At 73.7% G+C, this 25,591-nt stretch carries 21 protein-coding genes; 8 read left to right on the top strand and 13 right to left on the bottom strand.

Going from position 1 to position 25,591, the window contains the following annotated elements; translation table 11 throughout:
* Positions 1-38 precede the first annotated feature (38 nt).
* Complete coding sequence (locus tag ACQP26_RS04885; protein ID WP_281578981.1) at positions 39-4,943, top strand: SCO7613 C-terminal domain-containing membrane protein; 4,905 nt, start codon at positions 39-41, stop codon at positions 4,941-4,943.
* Positions 4,944-5,309: 366 nt separating this feature from the next.
* Here ACQP26_RS04885 and purE read toward each other — a convergent pair whose 3' ends face one another.
* The 7 genes from purE to mca all read right to left on the bottom strand — a co-directional run bounded on the left by purE (position 5,310) and on the right by mca (position 14,079).
* A complete protein-coding gene (gene purE / locus ACQP26_RS04880; protein WP_433495051.1) occupies positions 5,310-5,801 on the bottom strand; it encodes a 5-(carboxyamino)imidazole ribonucleotide mutase in 492 nt (163 codons plus the stop codon).
* Positions 5,798-6,958: a 5-(carboxyamino)imidazole ribonucleotide synthase gene (locus tag ACQP26_RS04875; RefSeq protein WP_281578983.1), complete on the bottom strand. Its 1,161-nt coding sequence runs from the start codon at positions 6,956-6,958 to the stop codon at positions 5,798-5,800. The genes purE and ACQP26_RS04875 overlap by 4 nt, the downstream gene beginning before the upstream one ends.
* Before the next feature lie 64 nt (positions 6,959-7,022).
* Positions 7,023-9,059, bottom strand: a complete 2,037-nt coding sequence (locus ACQP26_RS04870; protein WP_433495050.1) for a thioredoxin domain-containing protein — start codon at positions 9,057-9,059, stop codon at positions 7,023-7,025.
* 86 nt (positions 9,060-9,145) lie between these two features.
* Positions 9,146-10,042, bottom strand: coding sequence for a hypothetical protein (locus ACQP26_RS04865; protein WP_269702118.1), 897 nt, complete (start codon positions 10,040-10,042; stop codon positions 9,146-9,148).
* Between the two features lie 111 nt (positions 10,043-10,153).
* Positions 10,154-12,649, bottom strand: coding sequence for a putative bifunctional diguanylate cyclase/phosphodiesterase (locus ACQP26_RS04860; RefSeq protein ID WP_433496089.1), 2,496 nt, complete (start codon positions 12,647-12,649; stop codon positions 10,154-10,156).
* Positions 12,650-12,864: 215 nt separating this feature from the next.
* Positions 12,865-13,149: a hypothetical protein gene (locus ACQP26_RS04855; protein ID WP_269702119.1), complete on the bottom strand. Its 285-nt coding sequence runs from the start codon at positions 13,147-13,149 to the stop codon at positions 12,865-12,867.
* Between the two features lie 48 nt (positions 13,150-13,197).
* Positions 13,198-14,079: a mycothiol conjugate amidase Mca gene (gene mca / locus ACQP26_RS04850; RefSeq protein ID WP_269702120.1), complete on the bottom strand. Its 882-nt coding sequence runs from the start codon at positions 14,077-14,079 to the stop codon at positions 13,198-13,200.
* Positions 14,080-14,324: 245 nt separating this feature from the next.
* On the opposite strand from mca, the gene ACQP26_RS04845 reads away from it, so the two are divergent.
* On the top strand, positions 14,325-14,759 hold the full coding sequence (locus ACQP26_RS04845; RefSeq protein ID WP_433495049.1) for a DUF4307 domain-containing protein: 435 nt from the start codon (positions 14,325-14,327) through the stop codon (positions 14,757-14,759).
* 145 nt (positions 14,760-14,904) lie between these two features.
* Positions 14,905-15,405: a transcription elongation factor GreA gene (greA, locus tag ACQP26_RS04840; RefSeq protein WP_013284133.1), complete on the top strand. Its 501-nt coding sequence runs from the start codon at positions 14,905-14,907 to the stop codon at positions 15,403-15,405.
* Between the two features lie 153 nt (positions 15,406-15,558).
* Here greA and ilvA read toward each other — a convergent pair whose 3' ends face one another.
* The 4 genes from ilvA to ACQP26_RS04820 are packed head-to-tail and all read right to left on the bottom strand — an operon-like array spanning position 15,559 to position 20,320.
* Positions 15,559-16,779, bottom strand: coding sequence for a threonine ammonia-lyase (gene ilvA / locus ACQP26_RS04835; RefSeq protein ID WP_269702122.1), 1,221 nt, complete (start codon positions 16,777-16,779; stop codon positions 15,559-15,561).
* Positions 16,776-17,696: a DUF4328 domain-containing protein gene (locus ACQP26_RS04830; protein ID WP_433495048.1), complete on the bottom strand. Its 921-nt coding sequence runs from the start codon at positions 17,694-17,696 to the stop codon at positions 16,776-16,778. The genes ilvA and ACQP26_RS04830 overlap by 4 nt, the downstream gene beginning before the upstream one ends.
* 52 nt (positions 17,697-17,748) lie before the next feature.
* Entirely contained in the window at positions 17,749-19,161 is a 1,413-nt protein-coding gene (locus tag ACQP26_RS04825; RefSeq protein WP_281578987.1) for an amidase, read from the bottom strand.
* Between the two features lie 16 nt (positions 19,162-19,177).
* On the bottom strand, positions 19,178-20,320 hold the full coding sequence (locus ACQP26_RS04820; RefSeq protein WP_433495047.1) for a cystathionine gamma-synthase: 1,143 nt from the start codon (positions 20,318-20,320) through the stop codon (positions 19,178-19,180).
* 95 nt (positions 20,321-20,415) lie between these two features.
* Between ACQP26_RS04820 and ACQP26_RS04815 the strand changes: the two genes are divergently transcribed.
* The 4 genes from ACQP26_RS04815 (at position 20,416) to msrA (ending at position 22,711) form a co-directional block, all read left to right on the top strand.
* Positions 20,416-20,745 carry a hypothetical protein gene (locus ACQP26_RS04815; protein WP_433495046.1) on the top strand — a complete coding sequence of 110 codons (330 nt, stop codon included), beginning with the start codon at positions 20,416-20,418 and terminating at the stop codon, positions 20,743-20,745.
* Entirely contained in the window at positions 20,745-21,437 is a 693-nt protein-coding gene (locus tag ACQP26_RS04810; RefSeq protein ID WP_269706913.1) for a nucleotidyl transferase AbiEii/AbiGii toxin family protein, read from the top strand. The genes ACQP26_RS04815 and ACQP26_RS04810 overlap by 1 nt, the downstream gene beginning before the upstream one ends.
* Positions 21,438-21,561: 124 nt before the next feature.
* Positions 21,562-21,975, top strand: a complete 414-nt coding sequence (locus ACQP26_RS04805) for an HIT family protein (RefSeq protein WP_269702127.1) — start codon at positions 21,562-21,564, stop codon at positions 21,973-21,975.
* Between the two features lie 76 nt (positions 21,976-22,051).
* Positions 22,052-22,711: a peptide-methionine (S)-S-oxide reductase MsrA gene (msrA, locus tag ACQP26_RS04800; protein WP_269702128.1), complete on the top strand. Its 660-nt coding sequence runs from the start codon at positions 22,052-22,054 to the stop codon at positions 22,709-22,711.
* A 65-nt stretch (positions 22,712-22,776) separates the two neighbouring features.
* Here the strand turns inward: msrA and ACQP26_RS04795 are convergent, their stop codons facing one another.
* On the bottom strand, positions 22,777-23,130 hold the full coding sequence (locus tag ACQP26_RS04795) for a hypothetical protein (protein ID WP_433495045.1): 354 nt from the start codon (positions 23,128-23,130) through the stop codon (positions 22,777-22,779).
* Positions 23,127-23,594, bottom strand: coding sequence for a hypothetical protein (locus ACQP26_RS04790; protein ID WP_269702130.1), 468 nt, complete (start codon positions 23,592-23,594; stop codon positions 23,127-23,129). The genes ACQP26_RS04795 and ACQP26_RS04790 overlap by 4 nt, the downstream gene beginning before the upstream one ends.
* A 205-nt stretch (positions 23,595-23,799) precedes the next feature.
* Between ACQP26_RS04790 and ACQP26_RS04785 the strand changes: the two genes are divergently transcribed.
* Positions 23,800-25,590 carry an N-acetylglutaminylglutamine amidotransferase gene (locus tag ACQP26_RS04785; RefSeq protein WP_433495044.1) on the top strand — a complete coding sequence of 597 codons (1,791 nt, stop codon included), beginning with the start codon at positions 23,800-23,802 and terminating at the stop codon, positions 25,588-25,590.
* Position 25,591: the final 1 nt, after the last annotated feature.

The following is a 25,591-nucleotide window of genomic DNA, read 5'->3' as shown; positions in this document are numbered from 1 at the left end:
GTCCACAGTGCGGGGGCACGGGCGGACGGGAGACTGTCGTGGAGAGCTTCAGGTGCGCCTCGTGCGGGCAGGACATCAAGCCCGCCGTCGTCTGCCCGCACTGCGGCGCGCACCAGCCCCAGTGGGCCGAGCACCTGGCCGACATCGAGCGTTCCATCGCCGAGATGAAGGCCCGCGACGCCGAGATCGCCCGGGAGCAGCGGCAGATCGCGGCCAAGATGCAGGCCGCCCTCTTCCAGCGGGACATCCTCGCGCACGCCGGTGAGGAACGGATCCGGCAGGCCACCCGGCCGCGCCGGGTCCTGCGCCGCCGGGCCGGCCGCCGCCCGCCCACCGCCGCCACCGGCGCCCCGCCCCGGGTGCCCCGCCAGGGCACCCCGCCGCCCGGCCCGGAGGACCTGCCCCCGTCGCCGCCGCGCGGCCGCCCGCGCTGGCTCGACGCGGACGACCCGGAGCACCCGCCCGAGGCGTCCTCGCGCGAGGTGCAGAACATCCCGCTCGGGCTCGGCGCGCTCCTGCTCGGCGTCGCCGCCGTGGTCTTCGCCGCGGTGGCCACCAGTTCGATGGACGCACTGGCCCGCCTCGGCGTGCTGCTGGTGGCGACGGCGCTGATGCTGCTCGCCCCGCCGGTGCTGGCCCGGCGCGGCCTCACCTCCACCGCCGAGACCATCGCCGCGGTCGGGTTGCTGCTGGTGCCGTTGGCCGGGTACGCGCTCTGGGCCGTCGACCGGATCGGCGGCAGCGGCTCGGGTGCCGCCTTCGCCGGGACGATCTTCCTGGTCACCACGCTCGTCGCGCTCGGGTACGCGTACGGGACGGGTCTGCGGGCACCCCGCTTCGCCACGGTGCTGGCCGCCCAGCCGGTGCTGCCCCTGCTGGCGTACGAGCGGATCACCGGGCCGGTCGGCTGGGCGCTGGTGCTCACAGTGGTGGCGGTGCTCGACCTGATGCTCGCCCGATCGGCTGTGGTACGCGAGCGGCCGGTCCGGCGTGACCTGCCCGCCACCGAGCCGGCTACGCCCGTTCCGCCCCGGCAGCGCGCCGACGAGGACCGGCCCGAGTCGGCGCCGGAGGAATCCGCCGAGGTGCTGGGCGGCGAGACGCCACCGGGTCCGGCCGCCACCGCCCGGCCGGTGCCCTGGCTGCCCGAGCTGACCTGGCTGCTGCACGCCGTGGCGGTCGCTGTCGCGCTGGCGTACGCGGTCACCGGCCTGCTGCGTGCCACCACGGTGCCGCCGGCCGCCGCCGCGGGCACGGCGCTGCTGCTCGCCGCCCTCGTCGCGCTGGCCGGGACGCTCGTGCTGCGCCGGCCGCCGCTGCCGGACGTCGGCGCCGGCATCCTCACGCTCGCCGTCATCGGCGCGCTCGGCCGGGTCGCCTCGGTGGCCCTGCCCGGCCGGTCCCTGCTGCTCATCTCCGCCGTCATCGCGCTGACCGGGCTCGCCGTCCGGGCCGTACCGGAGACGGCCCGGCGTGGTCCGCAGATCGCCTCCGCGGTGGCGCTCACGGTCTGCGGCCTCGTGGTCGCCGGTGGCGCGCTGCGCGCCGGGCTGGCCCCGGTCCGGGCCTCGCTGCCCGCCTGGTCGGCGGACCTGACCGGATGGCACGCCGAACTGGCCCAGGCCGTCGGACCGACCGGCTGGCAGCTCGCGGCCAGCGCGCTGCTGCTGACCGTCGCCGCCGTGATCGCGCTGCCCGCCGAGATCCGGCGCGAGTTCGCTGTGGTCGGCGCGGCGCTCACCGCGCTCGCCGTACCCGCGTCGCTCGGTCTGGGCTGGGCGGCGGCCTGCTGGCCGATGCTGCTCACCGCGGTCGCGATCGGCGTGCTCGGGCTGACCGCACGCACCGAACGGGCGGCGGTGGCGCACGCGGTGACAGCGACCGGGCTCGGCCTGGTCGGCGCCGGCGCGGCGCTCGCCCGCCCGGCCCTCACCGCCGCCGCGCTGACGGTGCTGTTCCTGGCCGGGGCGCTGGTGTCCCTCGCGCCGCGGGTCCGGCTCGCCCCGGCCGCGACGGACACGGTCTGCGCCTGGGCCGCGGGCGGCGCGGCGTTCGCCCTGCCCGGCGCCGTCGCCGCGTTCGTCGCCGCCACGGTGCCGACGCCGCCTGTCGCCACACCGGCGAACCTGCGCGAGATCACCGTGCCGATCCTCGCGGCGAGCTTCCTCGCCGTCTGCGTCACGCTCGGCTACGCCGCGCTGGTGCAGGTGGCGCAGCGGCATCTGAGCATGCCGCACGCGCTGGGTACGGTGCTCGGCGCGGTGGGCGTCGCCGCCGCCGCGTTCGGCGCGCCGGGCGCGACCTCGGCCGACGCGTGGGTGGGCAGTCTGCTCCTGGTCGCCGCCGCGCTGCTGGCGCTCGCCCCGCGCATCGACGCCGGGCGGCGTGCCGACATGTCGCTGGACGGTTCCGACCTGGCGCTCGCCGCCACCACCGTGGCGCTCGTCGCGACGCTGGCCCGGATCGCCGCGGTGCTCGCTCCCGGCGGCCAACTCGTGGTGGCCTCCGCGCTGGTGCTGCTGGTGGCGGTGGCCGCCCGGGCGCTCCCGGAGGAGTGGCGGCGCGGGCCGATTCTCGGCATCGCCGCCGGTGGCACGCTGATCGGCCTGATCGCCGCCTGGAGTGCCCTGCGTGGCGGGCTGGGCGTGCTCGCCACCCCCGGGCCGATCTGGGCCGGTGACCTGACCGGCTGGCCGGCCGCGCCAACCGGCGGGTCGACCTGGCAGGCTCCGGTGGCGCTGGCGCTGCTGGGGGTGACAGCGGCCATCCTGCTGCCGCCACCGTGGAAGCACGACGTCTCCGGTCTGGCCGCCGTGCTCGCCACGGTGGGCGCCCCGGCCGCGTTCGACCTGCCCTGGTGGTCACCGGTGCTGGTCGGTTGCATGGTCGCCACCGTCTACGGCATGGCGGCCGCGGCCGCTGTCGATCCCCGGGCCGCGCTGTCCCGGGCCACTGTGGCCGGGGTGGTGGCGTTGCACGCGGCCGGGGCCGGTCTGGTGCGGCCGTGGACCACAGCGCTGGCGCTGGGCAGCATCGCACTGATCGGCGCCACGGTGGCCGCCGTGGCACGTACGGTCGCGCCGTCGCTCGTCGACGATGTCCGCACCGAGGGCATGCCGCCGCACCTGGTGCAGGTGGGCGGCGCGGGTGCCGGAGCCGCGGTGCTCGCGCTGCCCGGCGCCGTGGCCGCGCTGGCAGTCGAGTACGGCCGTCCGCCGCAGGTGGTGCTGACCGCCGCGCTCGCCGCCGCCAGCATCGGCCTGGCCGCGATCGCCGCGGTACGCCGGCAGGTGCCGCAGTATCTTCCGTACGTCAGCGTGGCGGTGGTCGGCGCGGCCACCGTCACCGCCGCCGCCGCGCTCGCGGTCGGCCTGCCGGCGGGCGTGTTCGCCGCGGCCGCCGCGCTGCTCGGTGTGCTCGCCGAGCTGATCCGGGCCGCCACCGTCCCGCCCGCTGGTTCGGGCCGGCCGGTACGCCGCTGGACGGTGCTGCTCAACGGTGCGCTGCGCCGCGCCCCGGACGATCCCGAGCTGCGCTGGCGGGTCAGCCCGGCCGCCGGTGCGCTCGCCGCCGCCGCGCTGCCCACCGCGCTGGCGCTGGCCACCCTGGCGCCGACGCTCGTGGTGGCGCTGTTCTCGCCGTTCGCGGTGCTGCGCCGGGTGTGGCAGGGTCCGCCGCCGGAGTTGCTGACCCCGCCGCCGGAGGCGGTGAACCCCACGCACGTGCTCACCGCGCTGCTGCTGACAGTGACAGCGGCGCTCGCCGCCACCGGGTTCAGCGGCGGCCGGCGGTCCCGCGCGGTGCCGGTGATCCTGCCCGGAGCGGCGATCACGCTGCTGATCACGCCGGTGGCGCTCGGCAGGGGCTGGCCGGTGACCGCGCTGGCCGCGCTGGCGGTGTTCACCATCTCGATGCTCGGGCTGGCGCTGACCCCGCCACCGGCCATCGCCGAGCCGGGCCGGTCGATCCGGGTGGCCCGGGTGCTGGTCTTCGCGCTGGGGCTGACCGCCGGTGGCGCGGGGCTGGCCGGCAGCCTCGCCACGAGCGACCTAACCGTGTTCACGCTCGGCGGGGCGGTCGGCGTGGGCATTGTCGCCGCGCTGTTCGGCACCACCCAGCGGGCGCGCATCCTGGGCTGGTTGTTCGGCTCGGTGATGGCGCAGCTGTTCGTGCTCACGATCGGCCTGAAGTCCGGGCTGGCGGCGGTCTGGTCCGCGTTCGGGGTGCTCGCGGTCGGTGCGGCGTTGCAGGTGTTCGCCGCCACGCTGCCCCGGCTGCGCCGCCCGGAGGCGTACCGGGAGGCGGCCACCGTCGAGTGGAGCGGCTACGGCGCGGCGCTCATCGCGCTGGCGCTGGCGTACGACTCGCCCCGGCACATCGCCGCGCTGCTGGCCGCCTGGGGCGCGGTCCTCGGGGTGGCGGCGAGCCGCCCGGGACGGCGGCCGATGGAGCGCAACCTGCTGTTCTGGGCCGTGGTGGCCTGCGAGATCAGCGCCTGGTGGATCCTGATGCGGGTGGCCGACGTGGCGCTGCCGGAGGCGTACACGCTGCCGTTCGCCGCGCTGGCCCTGCTGGTCGGTGTCCTGCAACTGCGGCACCGGCCCGACCTGTCGAGCTGGGTGGCGTACGGGCCGGCGCTGGTCACCGCGTTCCTGCCCACGCTGGCGATCGTGATCGCGACCGAATCGAGCATGCTGCGGCAGGTGCTGCTGCTGCTCGGCGCCGTCGCGGTGCTGATCTTCGGCTCGACCAGCCGGCAGCAGGCGCCGGTGATCGTCGGGGCGACCGTGACCGCGATCGCGGCCGTGCACGCGTTGTTCAGCCTGGGCCCGTGGCTGGTGCTGATCCCGGTCGGCATCGTCCTGCTGGCGCTGGGCGCGAGCAACGAGCGGCGTCGCCGCGCCCAGGAGCGCCTGCAGACCGCGCTACGCGGCATGCGGTGAGCCGTCCGGCCCGGGCTGCGGCTGGTCCGGGCTGCGACCCGCCTGGCTGTGACTGGTTCGCCTGGCCGGCGCGCGCCCGGGTCCGCGACACCCTGCGCGACCGCGCTTGACTCGGTCACACTCCGTGTCGGCAGGGTGCGGCGGGGTTATTCCCCCATCGCCTTTGCTCTGCACCCACCGACGCAGCAGTTACCCTACGTGATGATTGCCGTCGCCGAGCTGTCGGCGTCGAAACGCCGCGCCGCAGGTCGGAGCCGTGCTGCCTCGATGGCTGCAGAGCAAATGCGGTGGAAGGCATCAACACGCGCTCGCCAAGTCGGTCACGCAGTGCAACCAGCCAGGCCCAACACGCAGAGTGACGGGTGGTCAGATCAGGGAGGCGCGCAGCGCGGCGTCCTTCTCGGCGACCAGGTTCTCCAGGCTCGCCTGGTAGGCCGCCATCCGGTCGCGCAGCACCGGGTCGGAAGCGCCCAGGATGCGTACCGCGAGCAGGCCGGCGTTGCGGGCGTTGCCGATCGAGACGGTGGCGACCGGCACGCCGGCCGGCATCTGCACGATGGACAGCAGCGAATCCATGCCGTCCAGGTACTTCAGCGGCACCGGAACGCCGATCACCGGCAGCGGGGTGACCGAGGCGACCATGCCGGGCAGGTGGGCCGCCCCGCCCGCGCCCGCGATGATCACCTGGATGCCGCGGTCCGCGGCGGCCCGGCCGTACTCGATCATCTTGACCGGGGTGCGGTGCGCCGAGACGACGCCCACCTCGTACGGCACGCCGAACTCGTCCAACGCCTCGGCGGCGGCCCGCATGACCGGCCAGTCCGAGTCACTACCCATGATCAGCCCGACGGTGCTCATGCCTGCCCCTCCTGGAGCCAGCGGGCGGCACGCGCGGCCCGGGCCCGTACGTCGTCAAGGTCGTTGCCGAGCACCGTGACGTGCCCGATCTTGCGGCCCGGGCGGACCTGCTTGCCGTACAGGTGGACCTTGGCACCGGGCTCGGCGGCGAACAGGTGGTGCAGCCGCTCGTCGATGGAGATGCCGCCCGGCTCGCCGCCGAGCACGTTCGCCATCACCACGACCGGCGCGGTCAGCGAGGTGTCCCCCATCGGGTAGTCGAGCACCGCCCGCAGGTGCTGCTCGAACTGCGAGGTCCGGGCCCCCTCGATGGTCCAGTGCCCGGAGTTGTGCGGCCGCATCGCCAGCTCGTTCACGACCAGCCCGGACGGCGTGTCGAACAGCTCCACCGCGAGCAGGCCGACCACGCCGAGCGCGGTCGCCAGGTCGATGGCGAGCTGCTGCGCGGCGACGGCCTGCTCCTCCGGCAGGTCGGGCGCGGGCGCCAGCACCTCGACGCAGATGCCGTCGCGCTGCACCGTCTCCACCACCGGGTACGCGGCGACCTGCCCGAACGGCGACCGGGCCACCTGCACGGCCAGCTCCCGGCGCAGCGCCACCCGCTCCTCGACCAGCAGCGGCGTGCCACCGGCGAGCAGCGTGGCGGCCAGCGCACCGGCCTGGCCGGCGTCGTCGACCATCCAGACCCCGCGGCCGTCGTAGCCGCCCCGGGCGGCCTTGAGCACCACCGGCCAGCCGGTCTCCTCGCCGAAGGCGATCAGGTCGGCCGGGGACTCCACCCGACGCCAGGCCGGGTTCGGCGCGCCCAGCTCGCCGAGCCGTTCCCGCATCACCCGCTTGTCCTGCGCGTGCACCAGCGCCTCGGCCGGCGGGAACAGCTTCACGCCCTCGTCGGTCAGGGCACGGATGTGCTCGTTCGGCACGTGCTCGTGGTCGAAGGTGACCACGTCGCACCCCTTGGCGAACGTCCGCAGCGCGGCCAGGTCGGTGTGGTCGCCGTACTGGACGTCGGCGGCGACCAGCGCGGCACCGTCGTCCGGGGCTTGCGCCAGCACGCGCAGCGACTGGCCGAGAGCGATTGCGGCCTGGTGGGTCATCCGGGCGAGCTGGCCGCCACCCACCATGCCCACGACGGGGAGACCGGTACGGGAGTCCATAGCGCCGCCAGCCTATAAGGGCCGGTGGCGGGCCGGACCGCGAGGGCGGCCCGGCCCGTTCCGCTCAGCCGAGCTGCGCGATCAGCTCCTCGACGCCGGTCACCGGCCGCTGGCAGACGAAGCCCCGGCAGACGTACGCGGCGGGCTTACCGTCGACGAACGGCCGCCCGGCCAGCAGTGGCACACCGGGCTGGTCCGGGGCGCCGACTACCACCACCGCGCCGGGCGGGGCGTGCCGCCGGGCGGCGGCCACCAGCGGGTCGCCCTCCGGGTCGCCGGTCGCCACCGCGATCTCGTACGGCCCGGACAGCAGCGCCTCGCCGACGGTGGCCGCGTACCCGGTGAACCGGGCGTGCCGGTCGACGATCGGCGCGACTGTCGTCAGCGTCTTCTCGGCCGCCTCCCGGTAGCGGGTCTCGCCGGTCAGCGCCGCGTACGCCACGAGCGCCGCGACGATCGCCGAGCGGCCCGACGGGGTCGCGTTGTCGGTCGGGTCGGCGGGCCGGGTGACCAGGCGCTCCGCGTCGTCGGCGGTGTCGTAGAAGGCGCCGTCCGGGCCGGCGAACCGGGCCAGCGCCACGTCGAGCAGCTCACCGGCCAGTACCAGCCACCGCCCCTCGCCGGTGAGCTGGTGCATCGCGCAGAACGCCTCGGCGACGCAGCCGTAGTCCTCCAGCACCCCGGCCGGCTCGCCCACGACCTTGTCCCGGGAGACCCGCCGCAGCCGGCCGTCCACGAGATGCACGGTGGCCAGATGCTCGGCGGCCTCCCGCATCGCGCCGTCGGAGACGATCAGTACGCCGTCCATCAGGTTCGCGTCCTCGTCGTCGGGCGACACGAGGAGCGTGGCGACCTGCTGGAACTCCGCGACGGCGGTGATCGCGAGCCCGTTCCAGGCGGCCACCACCTTGTCGTCGCGGGCCGGCTGGGGCCGGGTGTCGCGGGCGGCGAGCAGCCGGCCCACCACGTCCTGCCAGCGGGCCCGCACCGCCGGGTCGGCGTCGTCGACGTCCCGCGCCAGCCGCAGCACGCTGGCGCCGTGCTCGAACGTGCCGTCGGCGGTGACGCCGAACAGGTCCGCGGCGAACCGGCCGTCGTCGGGCCCCAGCACCTCGACGAGCTGGTCGGGCGTCCAGACGTAGGTGAGCCCCTCGACGCCCTCGGTGTCCGCGTCGAGCGCGGAGGCGAAGCCCTCACCGGCGCGGTGCAGCTCGTCGGCGAGGAACCGCGCGGTGTCCCGGGCCACCCGGCGGGCCAGCCGGTCGCCGGTCAGCCGCCAGAGCTGGGTGTAGACGCGCAGCAGCAGCGCGTTGTCGTAGAGCATCTTCTCGAAGTGCGGCACGGTCCAGTGGCCGTCCACCGAGTAGCGGGCGAACCCACCGGCGAGCTGGTCGTTGAGACCGCCACGGGCCATCGCCTCGCAGGTGTGCCGGACGATCTCCAGGCTGCGCGCCGAGCCGGTGCGCTGGTGGTGCCGGAGCAGGAAGAGCAGGTTCATGTGCGGCGGGAACTTCGGCGCGCCGCCGAAACCGCCGTTCGTCTCGTCGTACTCCCGGGCGAGCTGACTCGCGGCGGCGTCGAGCAGGTCGGCGGTGAGCGGCGCGGTGACGCCGCCGACGGCCTGCGCGCCGCCGATCGCCTCGACCACGGCGGTGCCCTGCCGCAGCACCGCCTCGCGCTGGTCGCGCCAGGCGGTGGCGACCGAGCCGAGCAGGCGGATGAAGTTGGCCCGCGGGAAGTACGTGCCGCAGAAGAACGGGGTGCCGTCCGGCGTGGCGAACACGGTCATCGGCCAGCCGCCCTGCCCGGTCATGGCCTGGGTGGCGGTCATGTAGACCGCGTCCACGTCGGGTCGCTCCTCGCGGTCGACCTTGACGCAGACGAAGTCGTCGTTCATCAACCGGGCCACTGCCTCGTTCTCGAACGACTCGTGTGCCATGACGTGACACCAGTGACACGCCGAGTAACCCACCGAGATCAGCACCGGCACGTCGCGCCGCTTCGCCTCGGCGAACGCCTCGTCGCACCAGGGCCACCAGTCGACCGGGTTGTCGGCGTGCTGGAGCAGATAGGGCGACGTGGCATTGGCGAGTCGGTTCACCACCCGACCTTAGCGAGCACGCGCGGCAGGTGCGGCGCGAGTGCGGCGGCCGGGCCGGGAACCGCCGCCCCGGCCCGGCCGGCGCCTCAACGGGTCAGGGTGAGCGTCGAGGTGTCCCGCACGGTGAACTCGTTCCAGTACTCGAAGTCGCGGACCAGGATCTCGCTGACCGACTGGGCGGTGCCGCGCTGGAACTTGACGTCGGCCGGGTAGGTGGTGGCCGACCACGGCACCACCTGGCCCGGCACGCACGGGATGTGGGGTGAGAAGGAGCCACGCACCATGCCCGCCTTCTTCTGCTCCTGGACCAACTCGCCCGCGATGGAGAAGGAGTCCGCCCGGGTGCAGGTGATCGACCCGCGGACGGTGGCGACGCCCTTGTTGTCCACCGTCGCCACCGGGTCGACGGTCAGCGTGACGTCGAGTGCCGGCAGCGGAGGCGGGTTCCCGATGTGGATCTCGCCGCGCAGGCCGCCGGCCGCGCCCTCACACCGGATCTCGAAGGTGGCGTCGAAGCGCTCGACGTAGTCGAACGGCCCCCAGTCGGCGTGCAGGACCGTGAACGAGCCGGTGCTCTGCGCGCAGGAGCGTCCCCAACCGCCGTTGTAGAGCTGCAGGCTGGCCGCGTCGCTCCCGTAGACCGGCTGGCTGACGTTCTGGTAGGTGTCACCCGCCTTCAGCGTCTGACCGGCCGGGGCGGAGATGCCCAGGCGCCAGATGTTGTCGGTGTCGCTCCAGAACTCCATCCCGAACCGCCGCTGCTCGCCGCCCCACGCGCTCATCTCGTCGCCGGGCGTCGGTGCGGCGGAGCTGTACGAGTAGGAGTTGCCGGCGGTGATCGGATCACCCGGCTCGCCGGTGACGGCGAACGACCAGGACTGCGCCGGCCGGGCCTGCGCCGGCGCGGACACGACCAGGCCGGCGGCGCCGGTGGTCAGCGCCATGGCCGAGGCGAGCAGGACCCGTCTCCAGGAACGTCTCATCATCGTCCTCCCCGTGTGGACGTCAGCGGGGACGCCTGTCGCGCCCGCCGTACCAGCAGCGTAGGACCGGTCGGGCTCCCTCCGCTGTCCCGTCCACGACGGACGGACCGGTCAGGAGGCGCCGTCGGCACGCAACGGGAAAACGTTGCCCCGGGCGCCGTCGCGCAGCGACCCGAGCACCGCGGCGATCTTGTCGGCGGGCATCGGCTTGAAGAAGTGGTAACCCTGGGCGGCGGTGCAGCCCAGCTCGGCCAGCGCGGTCCGCTGCTCGGCGGTCTCCACGCCCTCCGCCACCACCCGCAGCCCCAGCTCGTGGGCCAGCCCGACGGTGGTCCGGACGATCGCCGCCGCCTCCGGCGAGTCGGCCATCCGGAGCACGAACGAGCGGTCCACCTTCAGCTCGTCGACAGCGATCCGGGTGAGGAACGTCAGCGACGAGAACCCGGTGCCGAAGTCGTCCACGGCGAGCTGCACGCCCATGGCACGCAGCGTGGCCAGCACCTCGTCGATGACCTCCAGCTCGCTCATCACCACCGTCTCGGTGATCTCCAGAACCAGCCGGTGCGGCGGCACCTGATGACGGCGCAGCGCCTCGTCGATCTCGGCGGGCAGCCGCGGGTCGAGCAGGCTGCGCGCGGACAGGTTCACCGAGATCGGCACGTCCAGCCCGTCCCGCGCCCAGCCGGCGGCCACCGCCAGCGCCTTGTCCAGCACGTACCGGGTGAAGCTGCCGAGCTGCTCGCTGTTCTCCACCGGCCGGATGAAGTCGGCCGGCCCGAGCCAGCCCCGGCGCGGATGCCGCCACCGGATCAGCGCCTCCACCCCGGTCGGCGCGCCGGTGGCCAGATCGACAGCCGGCTGCAACGCCAGCACCAGCTGGTCGTCGGCGGCCAGCGCCTCCCGCATCTCCGCGAGCAGCGCCAGGTGGTCGGTGCTCGCCGCGTCACGAGAGCTGTCGTACGCGGCGACGCTGCCGCCGCCCTCTTTCGCCTGGTACATGGCGATGTCGGCGCGCCGCAGCAGCTCGGTCAGATCGGCCGCGCCCGCGTCGGCGACCACCACCCCCACCGCCACCTCGACGGACATCCGCACCCCGGCCACCTCGGTCGGAGCGGCGAGGCGCTCGGCGACCTCCCGGGCCTGGCGCAGCGCGTACGCCATCGGGGCCACCCGGTCCTCGATCAGCGGCACCGAGGTCAGCAGCAGGGCGAACTCGTCGCCCCCGAGGCGCCCGAGCAGGTCGCCCGGCCGGGTCAGCGCGGCGAGCCGGTTGGAGGTGAGCCGCAGCAGCTGGTCGCCCGCCGAGTGCCCGAGCGTGTCGTTCACCTCTTTGAACTGGTTCACGTCGAGCAGCAGCAGCGCCACCGGGTGGTCGTGCGCGCGCTGCCGCAGCGCCTGGTCCCCCTTCGCCAGCAGCGCCGCCCGGTTGAGCAGGCCGGTGAGCTGGTCGTGCACCGCGTCGTACGACGAGCGGGCGGTGACCAGGCGCAGCTCCCGGTGCGTTGCCGCGTCGTGCAGGGCGGCGGCCAGGGCGTCCCCGAAGGCCGCCACGCCGTCGCGTTCCCGCGCGCTCGGCGGCGCGGACCGGGCGAACCGCACCCGCAGCCGGCCGACCTCGGCCGATCCCACCGCGAGGCGTCGCACCAGTTCGTGCTCCCCCGCCCCGGCACCGGCCGACGGTTCCACCTCCCGGTCGCGTACCTGCCCGCCGCGATCGGCCCGGTAGCGGCGCCAGCGTCCCTCGCCCCGGGCCACGTCGACCTCGACCAGTTCCGCGCCGAACAGGGTGAGCGCGCCGGTCACCGCGGCGGTCGCCACGCCGCGCTCGTCGAGCTGGTTGAGCGCGGCGGTGGCCTCGGCGAACGCCCGCCAGGTGCGCCGCTCCTGGTCGGCGCGGAGCCGGTGGCGGTAGGTCTGCTGGAGCAACCACAGCGGCGGCGGCAGGAGCAGCAGCCAGCGCGGGTCGAGTTCGAGCAGCGCGACGACCACCAGACCGACCGCCACGTTGCCGACGAACATCAGCAGCTTGCCGCGCAACGCGGCGAGCAGCGGCGGCCCGATGGCGATGCCGTGCCGCAGGGCGAGCGTGACGGCGCCCAGGAAGGCGGTCGTCAGCAGGTACGCCACCGCGGCGGCGGTGAGCGTGAGCGCCAGCTCCGGGGTGGGCGCGGCGAGCAGCGGTGGGCCCAGCGCGGTGGCCACCGCCGCGGCGAGCGCGGTGGCGGCGGTGAGCGAACCGGCGATCCCCACCAGTTCCAGCGCCGGACGGCGGTCGGAGACCACTGACATCACGGTCCAGGCGGTGCCCACACCGAGCAGGGCGGCGGCCGGGAGCCAGCCGGCCGGCACCAGCCAGAGGCAGACCACCAGCGCCGCCTCGCCCCAGGTGATGCTCACCATGCCCGAGGCCGAACGGAAGCGAAGTCGGGCGAGCTGGGCCACCGCGAACGCGGCGACGGCGATGCCGAACCGCGCCGGACCGGGCAGCGGTTGGTCGGCCGGCAGGTGCGACGGGACGGTGAGGCCGAGCGCGGCGGCCAGCAGACCGGTCAGCGCGACCGCGACGGTGAGAACGACGACGCCCACCGGTGTCCCGCGCAGGCCGATCCGGTCGGGGGAACGGTCGGCCGGCTCGGTGGTCACGGGGCCGCCCCGTCGACGGGTCGGGCCGGGGCATGGTCGGGGGCCGGTGCTGTCGTCGACATCGGCGTCCCCTTCCGCGCAGGGTCCGGGGCCTGACGGTCCCCCCGGCGGAAGGCTAAGCCAAAGCCGGTGGTCGCAACAGGGGGCGACGACCGGCTTCGGCGTGATTCACGCGGTGTTCAGCTGTTCCGGTGCTGCTGGGACCCGTTGGGGGCGTTCGTCGGTGAATCCTGCTCGACGAGCCCGTCTGTCGGATCGACGACTGCGGAATCGGCCCGGCCCGGGGTGCCCTGCTGCGGGAAGCGGTCGGGCAGCCGGCGCAGCCGGGCGTTCATGTTGCGGATCAGCAGGACGGTGACGGTGGCCAGCGCGAGGATGAGGAAGAGGCCCATCGGACCGGCCAGACCACCCGTACGGGTGTCACCGAAGTTGTTCTGCGCGAGCACCTCGACGGTGGTCAGCATGGTGTTCCTCCGATGTGCGACTGAGCACCAGGGTAGACCCCGGCCGGGTCAGTGGGCACGGCACGCCTCACGTACGCCCGCGAACAGGTCCGACTCGGGCAGCGGGCTGTCGACCAGCGACCGGGCGAGTTGGAAGTCCTCCGTCGGCCAGGCGCGCTTCTGCAGCTCCATCGGCACCTGGAACCAGAAGCCGTCCGGGTCGATCTGGGTGGCGTGCGCGCGCAGCGCGTCGTCGCGGACCGGGAAGTAGTCGGCGCACTCGACCCGGGTGGTGATCCGGGCGCCCTTGTCGGGGCGCTCGTCCCAGCGCTTCATCCACTCGCCGTACGGCGACTCGAGCCCGGCGGCGAGCACCGCCTCGTGCAGGCTCATGATCTTGGCGCGGGAGAAGCCCACGTCGTAGTAGAGCTTCAGCGGCTGCCACGGCTCGCCCAGCTCGGGGTGGCGCTCCGGGTCACCGGCCGCGTCGAACGCCGCGACGGTGACCTTGTGGGTCATGATGTGGTCGGGGTGCGGGTAGCCGCCCTCCTCGTCGTACGTGGTGACGACGTGCGGGCGGAACTGCCGCATCAGGCGCACCAGCGGCGCGGCGGCGGCGTCCACGTCCTGGAGGGCGAAACAGCCCTCCGGCAGCGGCGGGAGCGGGTCACCCTCGGGCAGCCCGGAGTCGACGAAACCGAGCCACGCCTGCTCGACGCCGAGGATGGCCCGGGCGGCGTCCATCTCGGCGCGCCGGATGTCACCGATGTTCGCCCAGACGTCGGGGCGGTCCATCTTGGGGTTGAGCACACTGCCCCGCTCACCACCGGTGGCGGTGACGACCAGGACGTCCACCCCCTCGGCGACGTATTTCGCCATGGTGGCGGCACCCTTGCTCGACTCGTCGTCGGGATGGGCGTGCACCGCCATGAGACGTAGCTGTTCTGCCACCTTCGGCGCTCCTCGTCTGTGCCCGCCGACCGACCCCCGGGCCGGGCGGCTGACCTGCCGGAATCTCCCCCCGCGCCCGCGAAAGCCCCCGTGACGGCCGGCCGGGGAGCCCGCCACCGGAGTGGCCAGGGCCACGCCCGCCGGTCGAGGCCGACCTGCCATCCTTGACTCAGCGCCGGGCTGGGAAGATGGACCTAGCCATTCTTGCCGATGCCGCCGACAACAACGCCAGGAGATACCCGCCGGTGAGCGAGACGCACGCCACAGTCGCCGCGGAGGCGCCGGTCTTCCCGCCGGGCCGCTACGGCCGCCGCCGGGAGCCGGGTCGCCGCCGGCCTGTCCTGCTCGCCCTGACGGTGACCGTCCTGCTCGCCGTCCTCGGGCTGGGCGCGGCGAAGCTCTACTACCAGTACGGCGACCCGGAGTACCAGGGCGAGATGATCAGCTACACCGACATCACCGACTCCCGCGTGACAGTCGACTTCCGGGTCACCGTGCCGCCGGGCGGTTCCGCCACCTGTCTGCTGCGGGCCCGCTCGCACGACGGCGCCCAGGTGGGCACCGCCGAGACCACGGTGACCGCGGAGCCGGGCCAGCGCCACATCCGGACCCGCCAGGAGGTGCCCACGAGCGCCCGGCCGTTCATCGGTGAGGTGGTGCGCTGCCGGCCGGCCGGCTGAGCCGGAGCGCCGGCGAGCCGCCGGCAACCGCACCCCGGTCCCGTCGCCGGCACCCGGGGTGATTGATCACACCTCGACGCGTACGGCACTGGTAGCCTTGCAAGTTCACCTGTCAGCCAGTCCGCACCAACCGAGGAGACCGCCTGTGTCCACAAATGGAAACGAGGCGCCCGCCACCTGGCTGTCCCAGGACGCCTACGACCGTCTGCAGGCCGAGCTCGACGAGCTGATCGCCAACCGGCCGGTCATCGCCGCCGAGATCAACGCCCGGCGCGAGGAGGGCGACCTGCGGGAGAACGGCGGCTACCACGCCGCCCGCGAGGAGCAGGGCAAGGCCGAGGGCCGCATTCTCTACCTCAAGGAGCTGCTGCGCACCGCCAAGGTCGGTGAGGCTCCGGACACCGACGCGGTCTCGCCGGGCATGGTCGTGAAGATCTACTTCGACGACGACGCCGACGACAGCGAGACGTTCCTGCTCGGCTCCCGGGAGATCGCCTCCACCACCGACCTCACGGTCTACAGCCCCGAGTCCGCGCTCGGCAAGGCCATCCTCGGCGGCAAGGCGGGGCAGACCTGCACCTACACCGCTCCGAGCGGCGCCGATATCAAGGTGACCATCGTCTCCTTCGAGCCGTACAGCGGCTGACCCCTCCGGACCCGCGCCGGATGGCTCGGGTCCCGAACCCGACCGAGGCTGACAGGCCCTCCTCGGACCCGAGCCGCACACCCGAACGCCCCGACCGGATCATCCGGCCGGGGCGTTCGTGTTCCGCTGTGACGGTCGCGTGCCGCCGGGGGCTCAGCCCTCGCCGGTGAAGACCACCTGGTAGCCGCTGGCCCGCAGCGCGCTGATCAGAGTGTCCGAGTGCTCCACCCCGCGGGTCTCGACGGACAGGGCCACCTCCACCTCGCCGAGGCGCAGGTGCGGGTTGGCGCGCTGGTGCACCACGTCCACCACGTTGGCCCGGTGCTCGGCGATCTCGCCGAGCATCGAGGCGAGCTGGCCGGGCCGGTCCGTGCAGCGCACGGTGATCCGCAGGAACCGGCCGGCCGCCGCCAGGCCGTGCTCGATCACCCGGAGCATGAGCAGCGGGTCGATGTTGCCCCCGGAGAGCACCGCGACCACCGGCGTGTCCACCTCGACCGCGCCGGCCAGCAGCGCCGCGACGCCCACCGCGCCGGCCGGCTCGACGACCTGCTTACCGCGCTCGAGCAGCGTCAGCAGCGCCCGCGAGATGTCCTCCTCGGAGACCGTGACGACGTCGTCCACGAGCTTGCGGACGTGGGTGAAGGTCAGCTCGCCCGGACGGCCGACGGCGATCCCGTCCGCGATCGTCGCGAACGAGGGCAGCCGCAGCGGCTCGCCGGCCCGCAGCGAGGGCGGGAAGGCGGCGGCGCTCGCCGCCTGGACCCCGATCACGCGTACGTCGGGACGCAGCGCCTTGGCCGCCACCGCCATGCCCGAGACCAGCCCGCCGCCGCCCACCCCGGTCACGATGGTGCGCACGTCCGGGCACTGTTCGAGGATCTCCAGCGCCACGGTGCCCTGCCCGGCGATGACGTCCGCGTGGTCGAACGGGTGGATGAACACCGCTCCGGTCCGCTCGGCGAAGGTCTGCGCCGCGACCAGCGACTCGTCCACCGTGTTGCCGACCAGCTCGACCTGCGCGCCGTACCCCTTCGTGGCGGCGACCTTCGGCAGCGGCGCGTTCACCGGCATGAAGACGGTGGCGTGCGCGCCGACCAGCCCGGCGGCCAGCGCCACGCCCTGGGCGTGGTTGCCGGCGCTCGCCGCGACCACGCCGCGGGACCGCTCCTCGGCCGAGAGCCGGGAGATCCGCACGTACGCGCCACGCACCTTGTACGACCCGGCGCGCTGAAGGTTCTCGCACTTGAGCCAGACCGGCCCGCCGAGCGCGGCGCTGAGCGGCCGGGACGGCTCCAGCGGGGTGGTACGGGTGACACCGGCGAGCAGTTCCCGCGCGGCCTGTACGTCGGCGAGACCGACCAGTTCCGTCATGCCCCGATCGTGCCACCCGGGGCGGGCGGAACCTGCGGCGACGTCGGCGCAACCGGCATCGGCGCGGCGGGCGCGGGCCGGCCCGGTTGACCGGGCCAGGCGGACTGGCCGGGCCGGACGGGATGACCGGGCCAGGCGGACTGGCCGGGCCACACCGGCACGGCGCGGGCGAGCCGGTCCTGCTGGGCGGCGGAGATCCGGCGGACCAGCACGACGAACGCGATCCCGGCGACCAGGCAGGCCACCGCCGGCACCAGCCGGGGCGCGAGCGCCTCCTCGTAGTAACGCACGTACGTGCCGAACTCCGCGTCGTTGCGGGGCAGCTCGGTCAGCCGGTCGTACCGCTGCTGCTCGGCCCGCGCGACGAACCGGTCGCCGATCAGGAACACCAGCCAGCTCGCCCACCACACCCCGACCAGCCACGACTGGCGGCGCTGCCACACGCTGTTGCGGAGCAGGTCGCCGAGCACCCGGGCCGGTACGACGAGGTTGGCGAACGGCACCAGCCACCCGGCGATCGCCCACGCCGGGCCGAGGTTCGGCACCGCGCCCGGGAAGGCGTCCAGGTTCTTGCGCGCCCGCCACGTCCAGATCACCACGAGCGTCCCGGCGGTCAGGATGGCGAGCAGGTACGGCAGCGAGAACAGCACCTCGGCCAGCACCGCGCCCAGCAGCACGTCCCGGTCGAGCTGCTCGGCGGCCGAGCGGGCCAGCCGGGCGCCGAGCAGCGGGAACAGCGCCGTCAGCAGGTAGCACAGCACTGTCGCGCCGACCGCGACGCAACCGGCGGTGCCCAGCCCGCGTACGCCGTACGTGGGCATGCCGGGGCTCACGGCGGGCTGACCGACGCGGGTGCCGCAGCGCAGGCACTCCTCATGGGCCGGGGACGTGGGGTCCCCGCAGGTCTGGCAGTTCATCGGGGACCGTCCGAGATGGTGTGCGCGACAGGAGTGCGCACACGCTAGACGATCACGCGGTGGCCGGCGACCCCGTTCCGACGCGGGGATAGCCGGGGGCGTGCCGTGCCCAGGGCGCCTGCATCTCGAACTGGCCGGCCACACCGAGCAGCAGCAGTTCCGAGCCGGGCGGCCCGACGAACTGCACGCCCACCGGCAGCCCGTCCGGGCGGCGGCCGACCGGCACCACGATCGACGGCAACCCGGCGATGTTCCACGGCGCCGCGTACGGGGCGTACCTGATGTTCGTCGACATGTTCGCCAGCCAGGAGCGGCCGGACCACCCGGCGGCCTCCGGCGGCGGCCCGGCCAGCGCCGGGGTGAGCAGCAGGTCGATCGAGTTGTCCGCGAAGAAGTGCACCGACCGTTCGCGCCAGGCGGCCCGGTCGGCCTCCCGCACGTACCCCCGGCGTTGTGCCCACTCGCCGAGCGTGACGTGCCGGCGGCTGCGTCGCTGGAGCCGGCGCGGCGCCACCCCGGCGGCGCGCACGTCGGCGGCGGCGGCCGCGAACCACGTGGCGATGCCCTGGAGGCCGAGCCGGGTCGGGTAGACCGGGTCGGCGGGCACGGTGTCGTGCCCGGCGGCGGCGAGCAGCCGGCCGGCGGCGGCGACCGCGTCCCGGTTCGGCGCGTCCGGCGAGACGCCGCGCACCGGCGAGCGCAGCGAGACACCCACCCGCAGCCGCTCCGGCGGGACCAGCTTGTCCGGCCGGCGCCCGGCCAGCACCGAGAAGCCGACCGCCGCGTCGGCGACGGTGCTGGTGAGCATGCCGTGCTCGGTGAGGCCGAACCAGTCGTCCGCGCCGAGCTGGCAGGGCACCACGCCCCGGCCGGGCTTGAGCCCGACCAGGCCGCAGCAGGCCGCCGGGATGCGGATCGACCCGAGACCGTCGTTGCCGTGGGCCATCGGCACCAGCCCGGCGGCCACCGCGGCGGCCGCGCCGCCGGACGAGCCACCCGGGGTACGCGCCTTGTCCCACGGGTTGCGGGTCACCCCGGTGTCGTCGTCGGTGAGGGCCCACAGGCCCAGCTCCGGCATCCGGGTCACGCCGAGGATGACGGCGCCCGCGCCGCGCAGCCGCCGGACCACCTCGTGGTCGGCCTCCGCCACCTCGGTACGCATCGCGGCCGACCCGTTCCAGGTGGGCAGGCCGGCCACCGGCGTGTTCTCCTTGACCGCCACCGGCACCCCGGCGAGCGGCAGGTTCGCCAGTTCCTCCTGCTCGTCGACCTTCTCCGCCTCGGTGATCGCCTCGCCGCCGCGTACCGTGCGGAACGCGGCCAGCTCGGCGTCGACCCGGGCGACGTGGTCCAGGTGGTCGGCCACCACCTGGGTGGCGGAGACGTCGCCACGGCGTACCGCCCGGGCGATCTGTTTCGCGGTCGTCCCGACCCAGGTCGTCGGCAAGATGTCCGGCACTGCCACCCTCCCCAACCAGCGGTCAGCCCAGGGCCTGCTCCAGATCGGCGAGCAGGTCGTCGACCGTCTCGATGCCGACAGACAGTCGCACGAGATCGCCGGGAACTTCAAGCGGGGAGCCCGCAGCGCTCGCGTGTGTCATCCGGCCCGGGTGCTCGATCAGGGACTCCACGCCGCCCAGCGACTCGGCGAGCACGAACAACCGCGCCCGGTTGCAGATCTGGACGGCGTGCTCCTCGCCGCCCGCCGCGCGGAACGAGATCATGCCGCCGAACCGGCGCATCTGCTTGGCGGCCACCTCGTGGCCGGGGTGCGACGGCAGGCCCGGGTAGATGACCTGGGCGACCTTGGCGTGTCCGTCCAGGTAGGCCGCGATCCGCTCGGCGTTGTCGCAGTGCCGGTCCATCCGTACCCCGAGGGTCTTGATGCCGCGCAGGGTGAGCCAGGCGTCGAACGGGCCGTTGACCGCGCCCATCGCGTTCTGGTGGTAGCGCAGCTCCTCGCCGAGCGCCCGGTCCGCCGCGACCAGCGCGCCGCCGACCACGTCGGAGTGCCCGCCGACGTACTTGGTGGTGGAGTGGACCACGACGTCCGCGCCGAACGCGATCGGCTGCTGGAGGTACGGCGAGGCGAACGTGTTGTCGACCACCAGCAGCGCCCCGGCGTCGTGCGCCACGGCGGCGAGCGCCGCGATGTCGGCGACGCCGAGCAGCGGGTTGGTCGGCGTCTCCACCCACACGATCTTGGTGGTGCCCGGGCGGATCGCCGCCCGCACGGCGTCCGGGTCGGAGACCTTCGCCGGGGTGTACGCCAGGCCCCAGCGCTCGGCCACCTTGGCGAACAGCCGGTACGTCCCGCCGTACGCGTCGTCCGGGATCACCACGTGGTCGCCCGGCTTGCAGACGGTCCGCAGCAGCGTGTCCTCGGCGGCCAGGCCGCTGGCGAAGGCGAGCGCCACCGGGCCGCCCTCCAGCGCGGCCAGGCACTCCTGCAGCGCGTCGCGCGTCGGGTTGCCCGAGCGGCTGTACTCGTAGCCCTCGCGGGGCGCGCCGACGGCGTCCTGGGCGTAGGTGCTGGTCTGGTAGATCGGAGGGATCACCGCACCGGTGCGGGCCTCCGGGTCCTGACCGGCGTGGATGGCGAGTGTCTCGAAGCCGTGCCTCATGCCGCAGACGTTAGTCCCCCGCCCGGTCCCGCTCCCGGCAACCCGGCGCGAGTCACAACCGCGAAGGTGTCGGGGCGGTCGGCCATACTGGTCCGGTGAGTACGACCGAGGCGCTCCCCTCTCGCCTGCACGGCGTCGCCGACCGGATCCCGGCCTCGCTGGGTCTCCTGAGCGGCCCGCGGTCGGGGCGGGTCAGCTTGCCCGTGCGCCTCGCCTGGTCGGGCCCCGCCGACTATGACGTGGGTGACCCCGGTGAGCGGCTGACCCTCTACTGCCTCCTGCTGGACTGCGGCCAGCGGGACGACATCATCAGGTACGTCGACGCCGGGCTGCTCCGCCAGGACTGGCCACGTATCCGGCGCTTGACCGCACGCCGGGTGATCCGGCTCTGGGAGCGGCAACTGCCCGATCTCGTCGCCGGGTGATGGACGCGCTGCACCGTCGCCTGCTGGAGATCGGTTTCGCTGCTGGTGACGACCTGGGGTTGATGCTCGCCGGCGGCTATGCCATGTGCGCCCACGACCTGGTCGACCGCCCCTCCCAGGACATCGACTTCGCCACGGCCGCCGCGCTGCCGCTCGACGCAGTGACGGATCGCCTCGCCGCCGCCTACGTCGCGGCCGGGTTCTCCGCTCGGATCATCGAGTCGACGCCGCGCATGGCTCGCCTGCTGATCTCGGACGACACCTCCTCGTGCGAGGTCGACCTGCTCAAAGAGGCGCTCGCGCCGCCCGCCCGCATGGCGCTGGGCCCGGTGCTGGCCTTCGAGGATGCGGTCGGGCTGAAGGTCCGGGCGCTGCACGACCGTGCCGCGCACCGGGACTACATCGACGTCCGCGCGGCCTCAGAGCGGCTCACCTGGTCGGAGCTGGAGCACCTCGGCGCCCGGCACACCGCCGGCTTCTCGTTGGACGAAATGGCCGACCGGCTGGGTGGTGTGACGGAGCGGGACAGCCGGACATTCCGTTCGTACGGACTCACCGAGCAGCAGGTCGACGAGTTGCGCGGATGGGCGCTGCGATGGGAGGCGGACATCCGGGCTCGCCTCGCCAACGGCGAGACCGGCCCGACCGGCATCCCCGAAGACGACTGGGACGCCTACCTCGACCGCGCCTGACCAACGGCCGGCCTTCTCGTCGATCATGAGGTTGACGGTGGTTGGGGTCCGATTTGTCGCAGCCAACCTCATGATCAACGCTCGCCCGGAGGTGGGGTGGGCGGGCCGGGCCTAGGGTGGGCGGATGAGCGGGTGCGTGTTCTGCGGGATCGTGGCGGGCGAGGTGCCGGCCTTCCGGGTGACCGACGAGCCGGACGGGGTCGCGTTCCTCGACACCCGGCCGGTGTTCAAGGGACACGTGCTGGTGGTGCCCCGCACCCATCTGGTCACCCTGTCCGACCTGCCGGCCGACGTGCTGCCCGGCTACTTCCGGCTGGTGCAGCGCATCGCCGTGGCCGTGGAGTCCGGTCTGGGCTCCGGCGGGACGTTCGTGGCGATGAACAACCGGGTGTCCCAGTCGGTTGCGCACCTGCACACCCACGTGGTGCCCCGGACCAAGGGCGACGGCCTGCGCGGCTTCTTCTGGCCGCGTACCCGGTACGCCGACGACGCCGAGGCGACGGAGTTCGCCGGGCGGATCTCGGCGGCGCTGGCCTGACACCGGCGTGGGCGGGTAAGGAACCGGGGGGCGACGCTGTTGCACACGCTGGGAAAGCCAAGAGAGGAGTCCCACCGTGTTCCTCCGCCGCATGAAGGCCGAAATGATCTCTCCTGACCAGGCCCTGCCGGGCCGTCCGATCGCGATGCCGATCGCCGACCGGCACGAGGTGCTGCCGTCGACGCTGAAGGGCCCGTTCCCCGAGGGCGCGCAGGTCGCCGTCTTCGGCATGGGCTGCTTCTGGGGTGCCGAGCGGCTGTTCTGGACCCTCCCCGGCGTGATCACCACGTCGGCCGGGTACGCGGGCGGGTACACCACCAACCCGACGTACGAGGAGGTCTGCTCGGGTATGACCGGGCACGCCGAGGTGGTCCAGGTGGTCTACGACCCGTCGAAGATCGCCTACGAGGACCTGCTCAAGGTCTTCTGGGAGAACCACGACCCGACCCAGGGCATGCGCCAGGGCAACGACGTGGGCACCCAGTACCGCTCGGCGATCTACACCACCACCGACGAGCAGGCCGCCGTCGCGAAGGCGTCGCGGGACGCGTTCGCGCCGATCGTGGCCCGGGCCGGCAAGGGTGAGATCACCACCGAGATCGCCCCGCTCGGCGACTACTACTTCGCCGAGGACTACCACCAGCAGTACCTGGCTCCGACGAAGAACCCGAACGGCTACTGCAACCACGGACCGAACGGGCTGAGCTGCCCGGTCGGCGTGGCCCGCACCGCGTAGTCAGACGGAGCACTGCCCCACTCGGGCCCTCGTCCCTCAGGGACGAGGGCCCGAACGCGCCACTGTCAATCGGTGGCTCGGGGATGGCCGGTTGCGGCGTGCTTGATCCAGCAGGTTCGGGTCTGGTCGTCGACCAGGTACCAGATGCGGCCGCCGGCGGTGACCTCGTACTGCCACTGCGGCAGTGACCGCCCGTTGTGCACCGCGGTGGCGAGGGAGCCCTTGAGGGGGTGCTGGCGGCTGGTCGGCGGAGACGGGCACGGGTGCGCCTCGATCGCGTCGAACGCGCCGCGGGTGTTCGACGCAGCCTGCCGACACAGCTCCTCCCAGCCCTTGGCCGCGTCATTGGTGGCGAAACGCAGGGTGTACCCACCGGGTCGGGGTGGCGGGGCAGCGCGGTCGCCGCGCTTCGCGCTCACTCGCCGGTCGGGCGCGTGACCGGCCCGAAGTCGTCGGCGCTGGGCGCGGACAGGATCCGATGCAGGTCGGGATCGGCGTGCACCTCGGCGGTGTGCCGCCATTCCGCGAGCAGCTGGGACACCGCCGCGGTGCTGCCGACAGCGGCTGCGGCCTCGGCCGTGGCGATGAACTCATCGGTCATCTGCTCGGCGTCCCCCTGCGGGAGAAACCGCATCCAGGGCAGCACGGTCGGGAGCGTCTCCCGGACCAGGGCCGGCTCTCGCCGCGCCAGGCCGGCCAGCAGCCGCGCGGTCAGATCGACCACCGCCCCTTCGGCCTCAGCCCGTTCGGCGGACATCAGCACCAGGTCGGCGGCGTCCCGGCGACGCAGCCGCAGTGCCCGGGTACGGGCCAGTCGTTCCGCGGTTTCCGTGGGCTGGCGCAGCAACTCGGAGAACGGCACCGATTCCAGGGGCATCGACATGACATCAATACTACTTCAGAAGTAACACGCTGCGGCATTCCTCACACCCTCGCGGGTGCCGAATCCGGAGATCTGGTGGAGTGCGGCAGGAACAGCAGGCGTGACAGGCACCCACCCTGCGTGACGGCGCATCGTAGCAAGCTGTCACACGTTCGTCATCGTCTCAACAGGCGAACTGCAACATGCTCTGGCAGCATTGGCTCGTATGTGCGGACTTGCGGGAGAGTTCCGCCGTGACGGTTCACGCGCCGATGTCTCGGCCGTGGAGCGGATGGCGGCCACGATGAGTGACCGAGGGCCCGACGACAGCGGCGTCTGGTCGCAGGGCCCGACAGCGCTGGGACACCGGCGCCTGAAGATCATCGACCTGTCCGCGGCGAGCGGCCAACCCATCGTTGACGCCGCCGCCGGACTGACCGGCGTCTTCAACGGCTGCATCTACAACTACCGGGAACTGCGCGCCGAGCTGCAGGCCAAGGGCCACCGCTTCTTCTCGTCCGGCGACAGCGAAGTAGTGGTCAAGGCGTACGCCGAGTGGGGGCTCGACTTCGTCGACCACCTGATCGGCATGTTCGCGGTCGCGATCAGCGAGCGCGACACCGGCCGCCTGGTGCTGGCCCGGGACCGCCTCGGCATCAAGCCGCTCTACCTGGCCGAGAGCCCCGGCGTGGTGCGGTTCGCCTCCACCCTGCCGGCGCTGCTCGCCGGTGGCGGCATCGACACCACCATCGACCGGGTGGCGCTCGCCCACTACCTGAGCTTCCACAGCATCGTGCCGCCGCCGCGCACCATCCTCGCCGGCGTCACCAAGCTGCCGCCGGCCACGGTCCGGGTGTACGAGGCGGACGGCTCCACCCACGAGCGGGTGTACTGGGACCCGACCTTCGGCCGTGCCGCCGAGCGGGCCGGCTGGTCCGAGCGGGACTGGCAGGACGCGCTGCTCGACTCGCTGACCACGGCCGTACGCCGCCGCATGGTGGCCGACGTCCCGGTGGGCGTGCTGCTCTCCGGCGGCCTCGACTCCAGCCTGGTCGTCGCGCTGCTGGCCGGCGAGGGGCAGGCGCAGTCCGGCCTGGCCACGTTCTCCATCGGCTTCGACGCGGTCGGCGGCCGGGAGGGCGACGAGTTCGTCTACTCCGACCTGGTGGCGAAGACGTTCGGCACCGATCACCACCAGATCCGGGTGCCCACCGGTGACCTGCTGCCGCCGCTGGAGGCCGCCGTCGGGGCCATGAGCGAGCCCATGGTCAGCCATGACTGCGTCGCGTTCTGGCTGCTCAGCCAGGAGGTCGCGAAGCACGTCAAGGTGGTCCAGTCGGGCCAGGGCGCGGACGAGATCCTGGGCGGCTACCACTGGTACCCACCGCTCGCCGGCGTGGACCGGGAGCAGGCGCTCGAGACGTACGCGAAGGCGTTCTTCGACCGCGACGCGGCCGGACTGGCCCGGGTGCTCAACCCGGCGTGGCTGGCCGACGGCGACCCGGCGCGGGAGTTCGTGGCCGCGCACCTGGGCCGCGCGGGCGCGCAGACCGCCGTCGACGCCGGCCTGCGGATCGACACCCAGGTCATGCTGACCGACGACCCGGTGAAGCGGGTCGACAACATGACCATGGCGCACGGGCTGGAGGCCCGGGTGCCGTTCCTCGACCACGAGTTCGTCGAACTGGCCGCGAGCTGCCCGCCGGAGCTGAAGCTGGCCCAGGGCGGCAAGGGCGTGCTCAAGGAGATCGGTCGCCGGGTCCTGCCGCACGAGGTCATCGACCGCCCCAAGGGCTACTTCCCGGTGCCCGGCCTCACCCACCTGGAGGGCAAGCTCCTCGACCGGGTACGCGACGCGCTCACCGCCCCGGAGGCGCGCCGACGTGACCTGTTCCGCGCCGACTACGTCGACGCGCTGCTCGCCGACCCGAATGCCGAACTGACCCCGTTGAACGGAAACAAGCTGTGGCAACTGGGACTCCTGGAAATGTGGCTCCAGAGCCACGGAATCGACTGAC

It is taken from the genome of Micromonospora sp. CA-248089 (assembly GCF_050948515.1).
Taxonomy (GTDB): Bacteria; Actinomycetota; Actinomycetes; order Mycobacteriales; family Micromonosporaceae; genus Micromonospora.
This window is presented reverse-complemented; position numbering and strand designations above follow the sequence as displayed.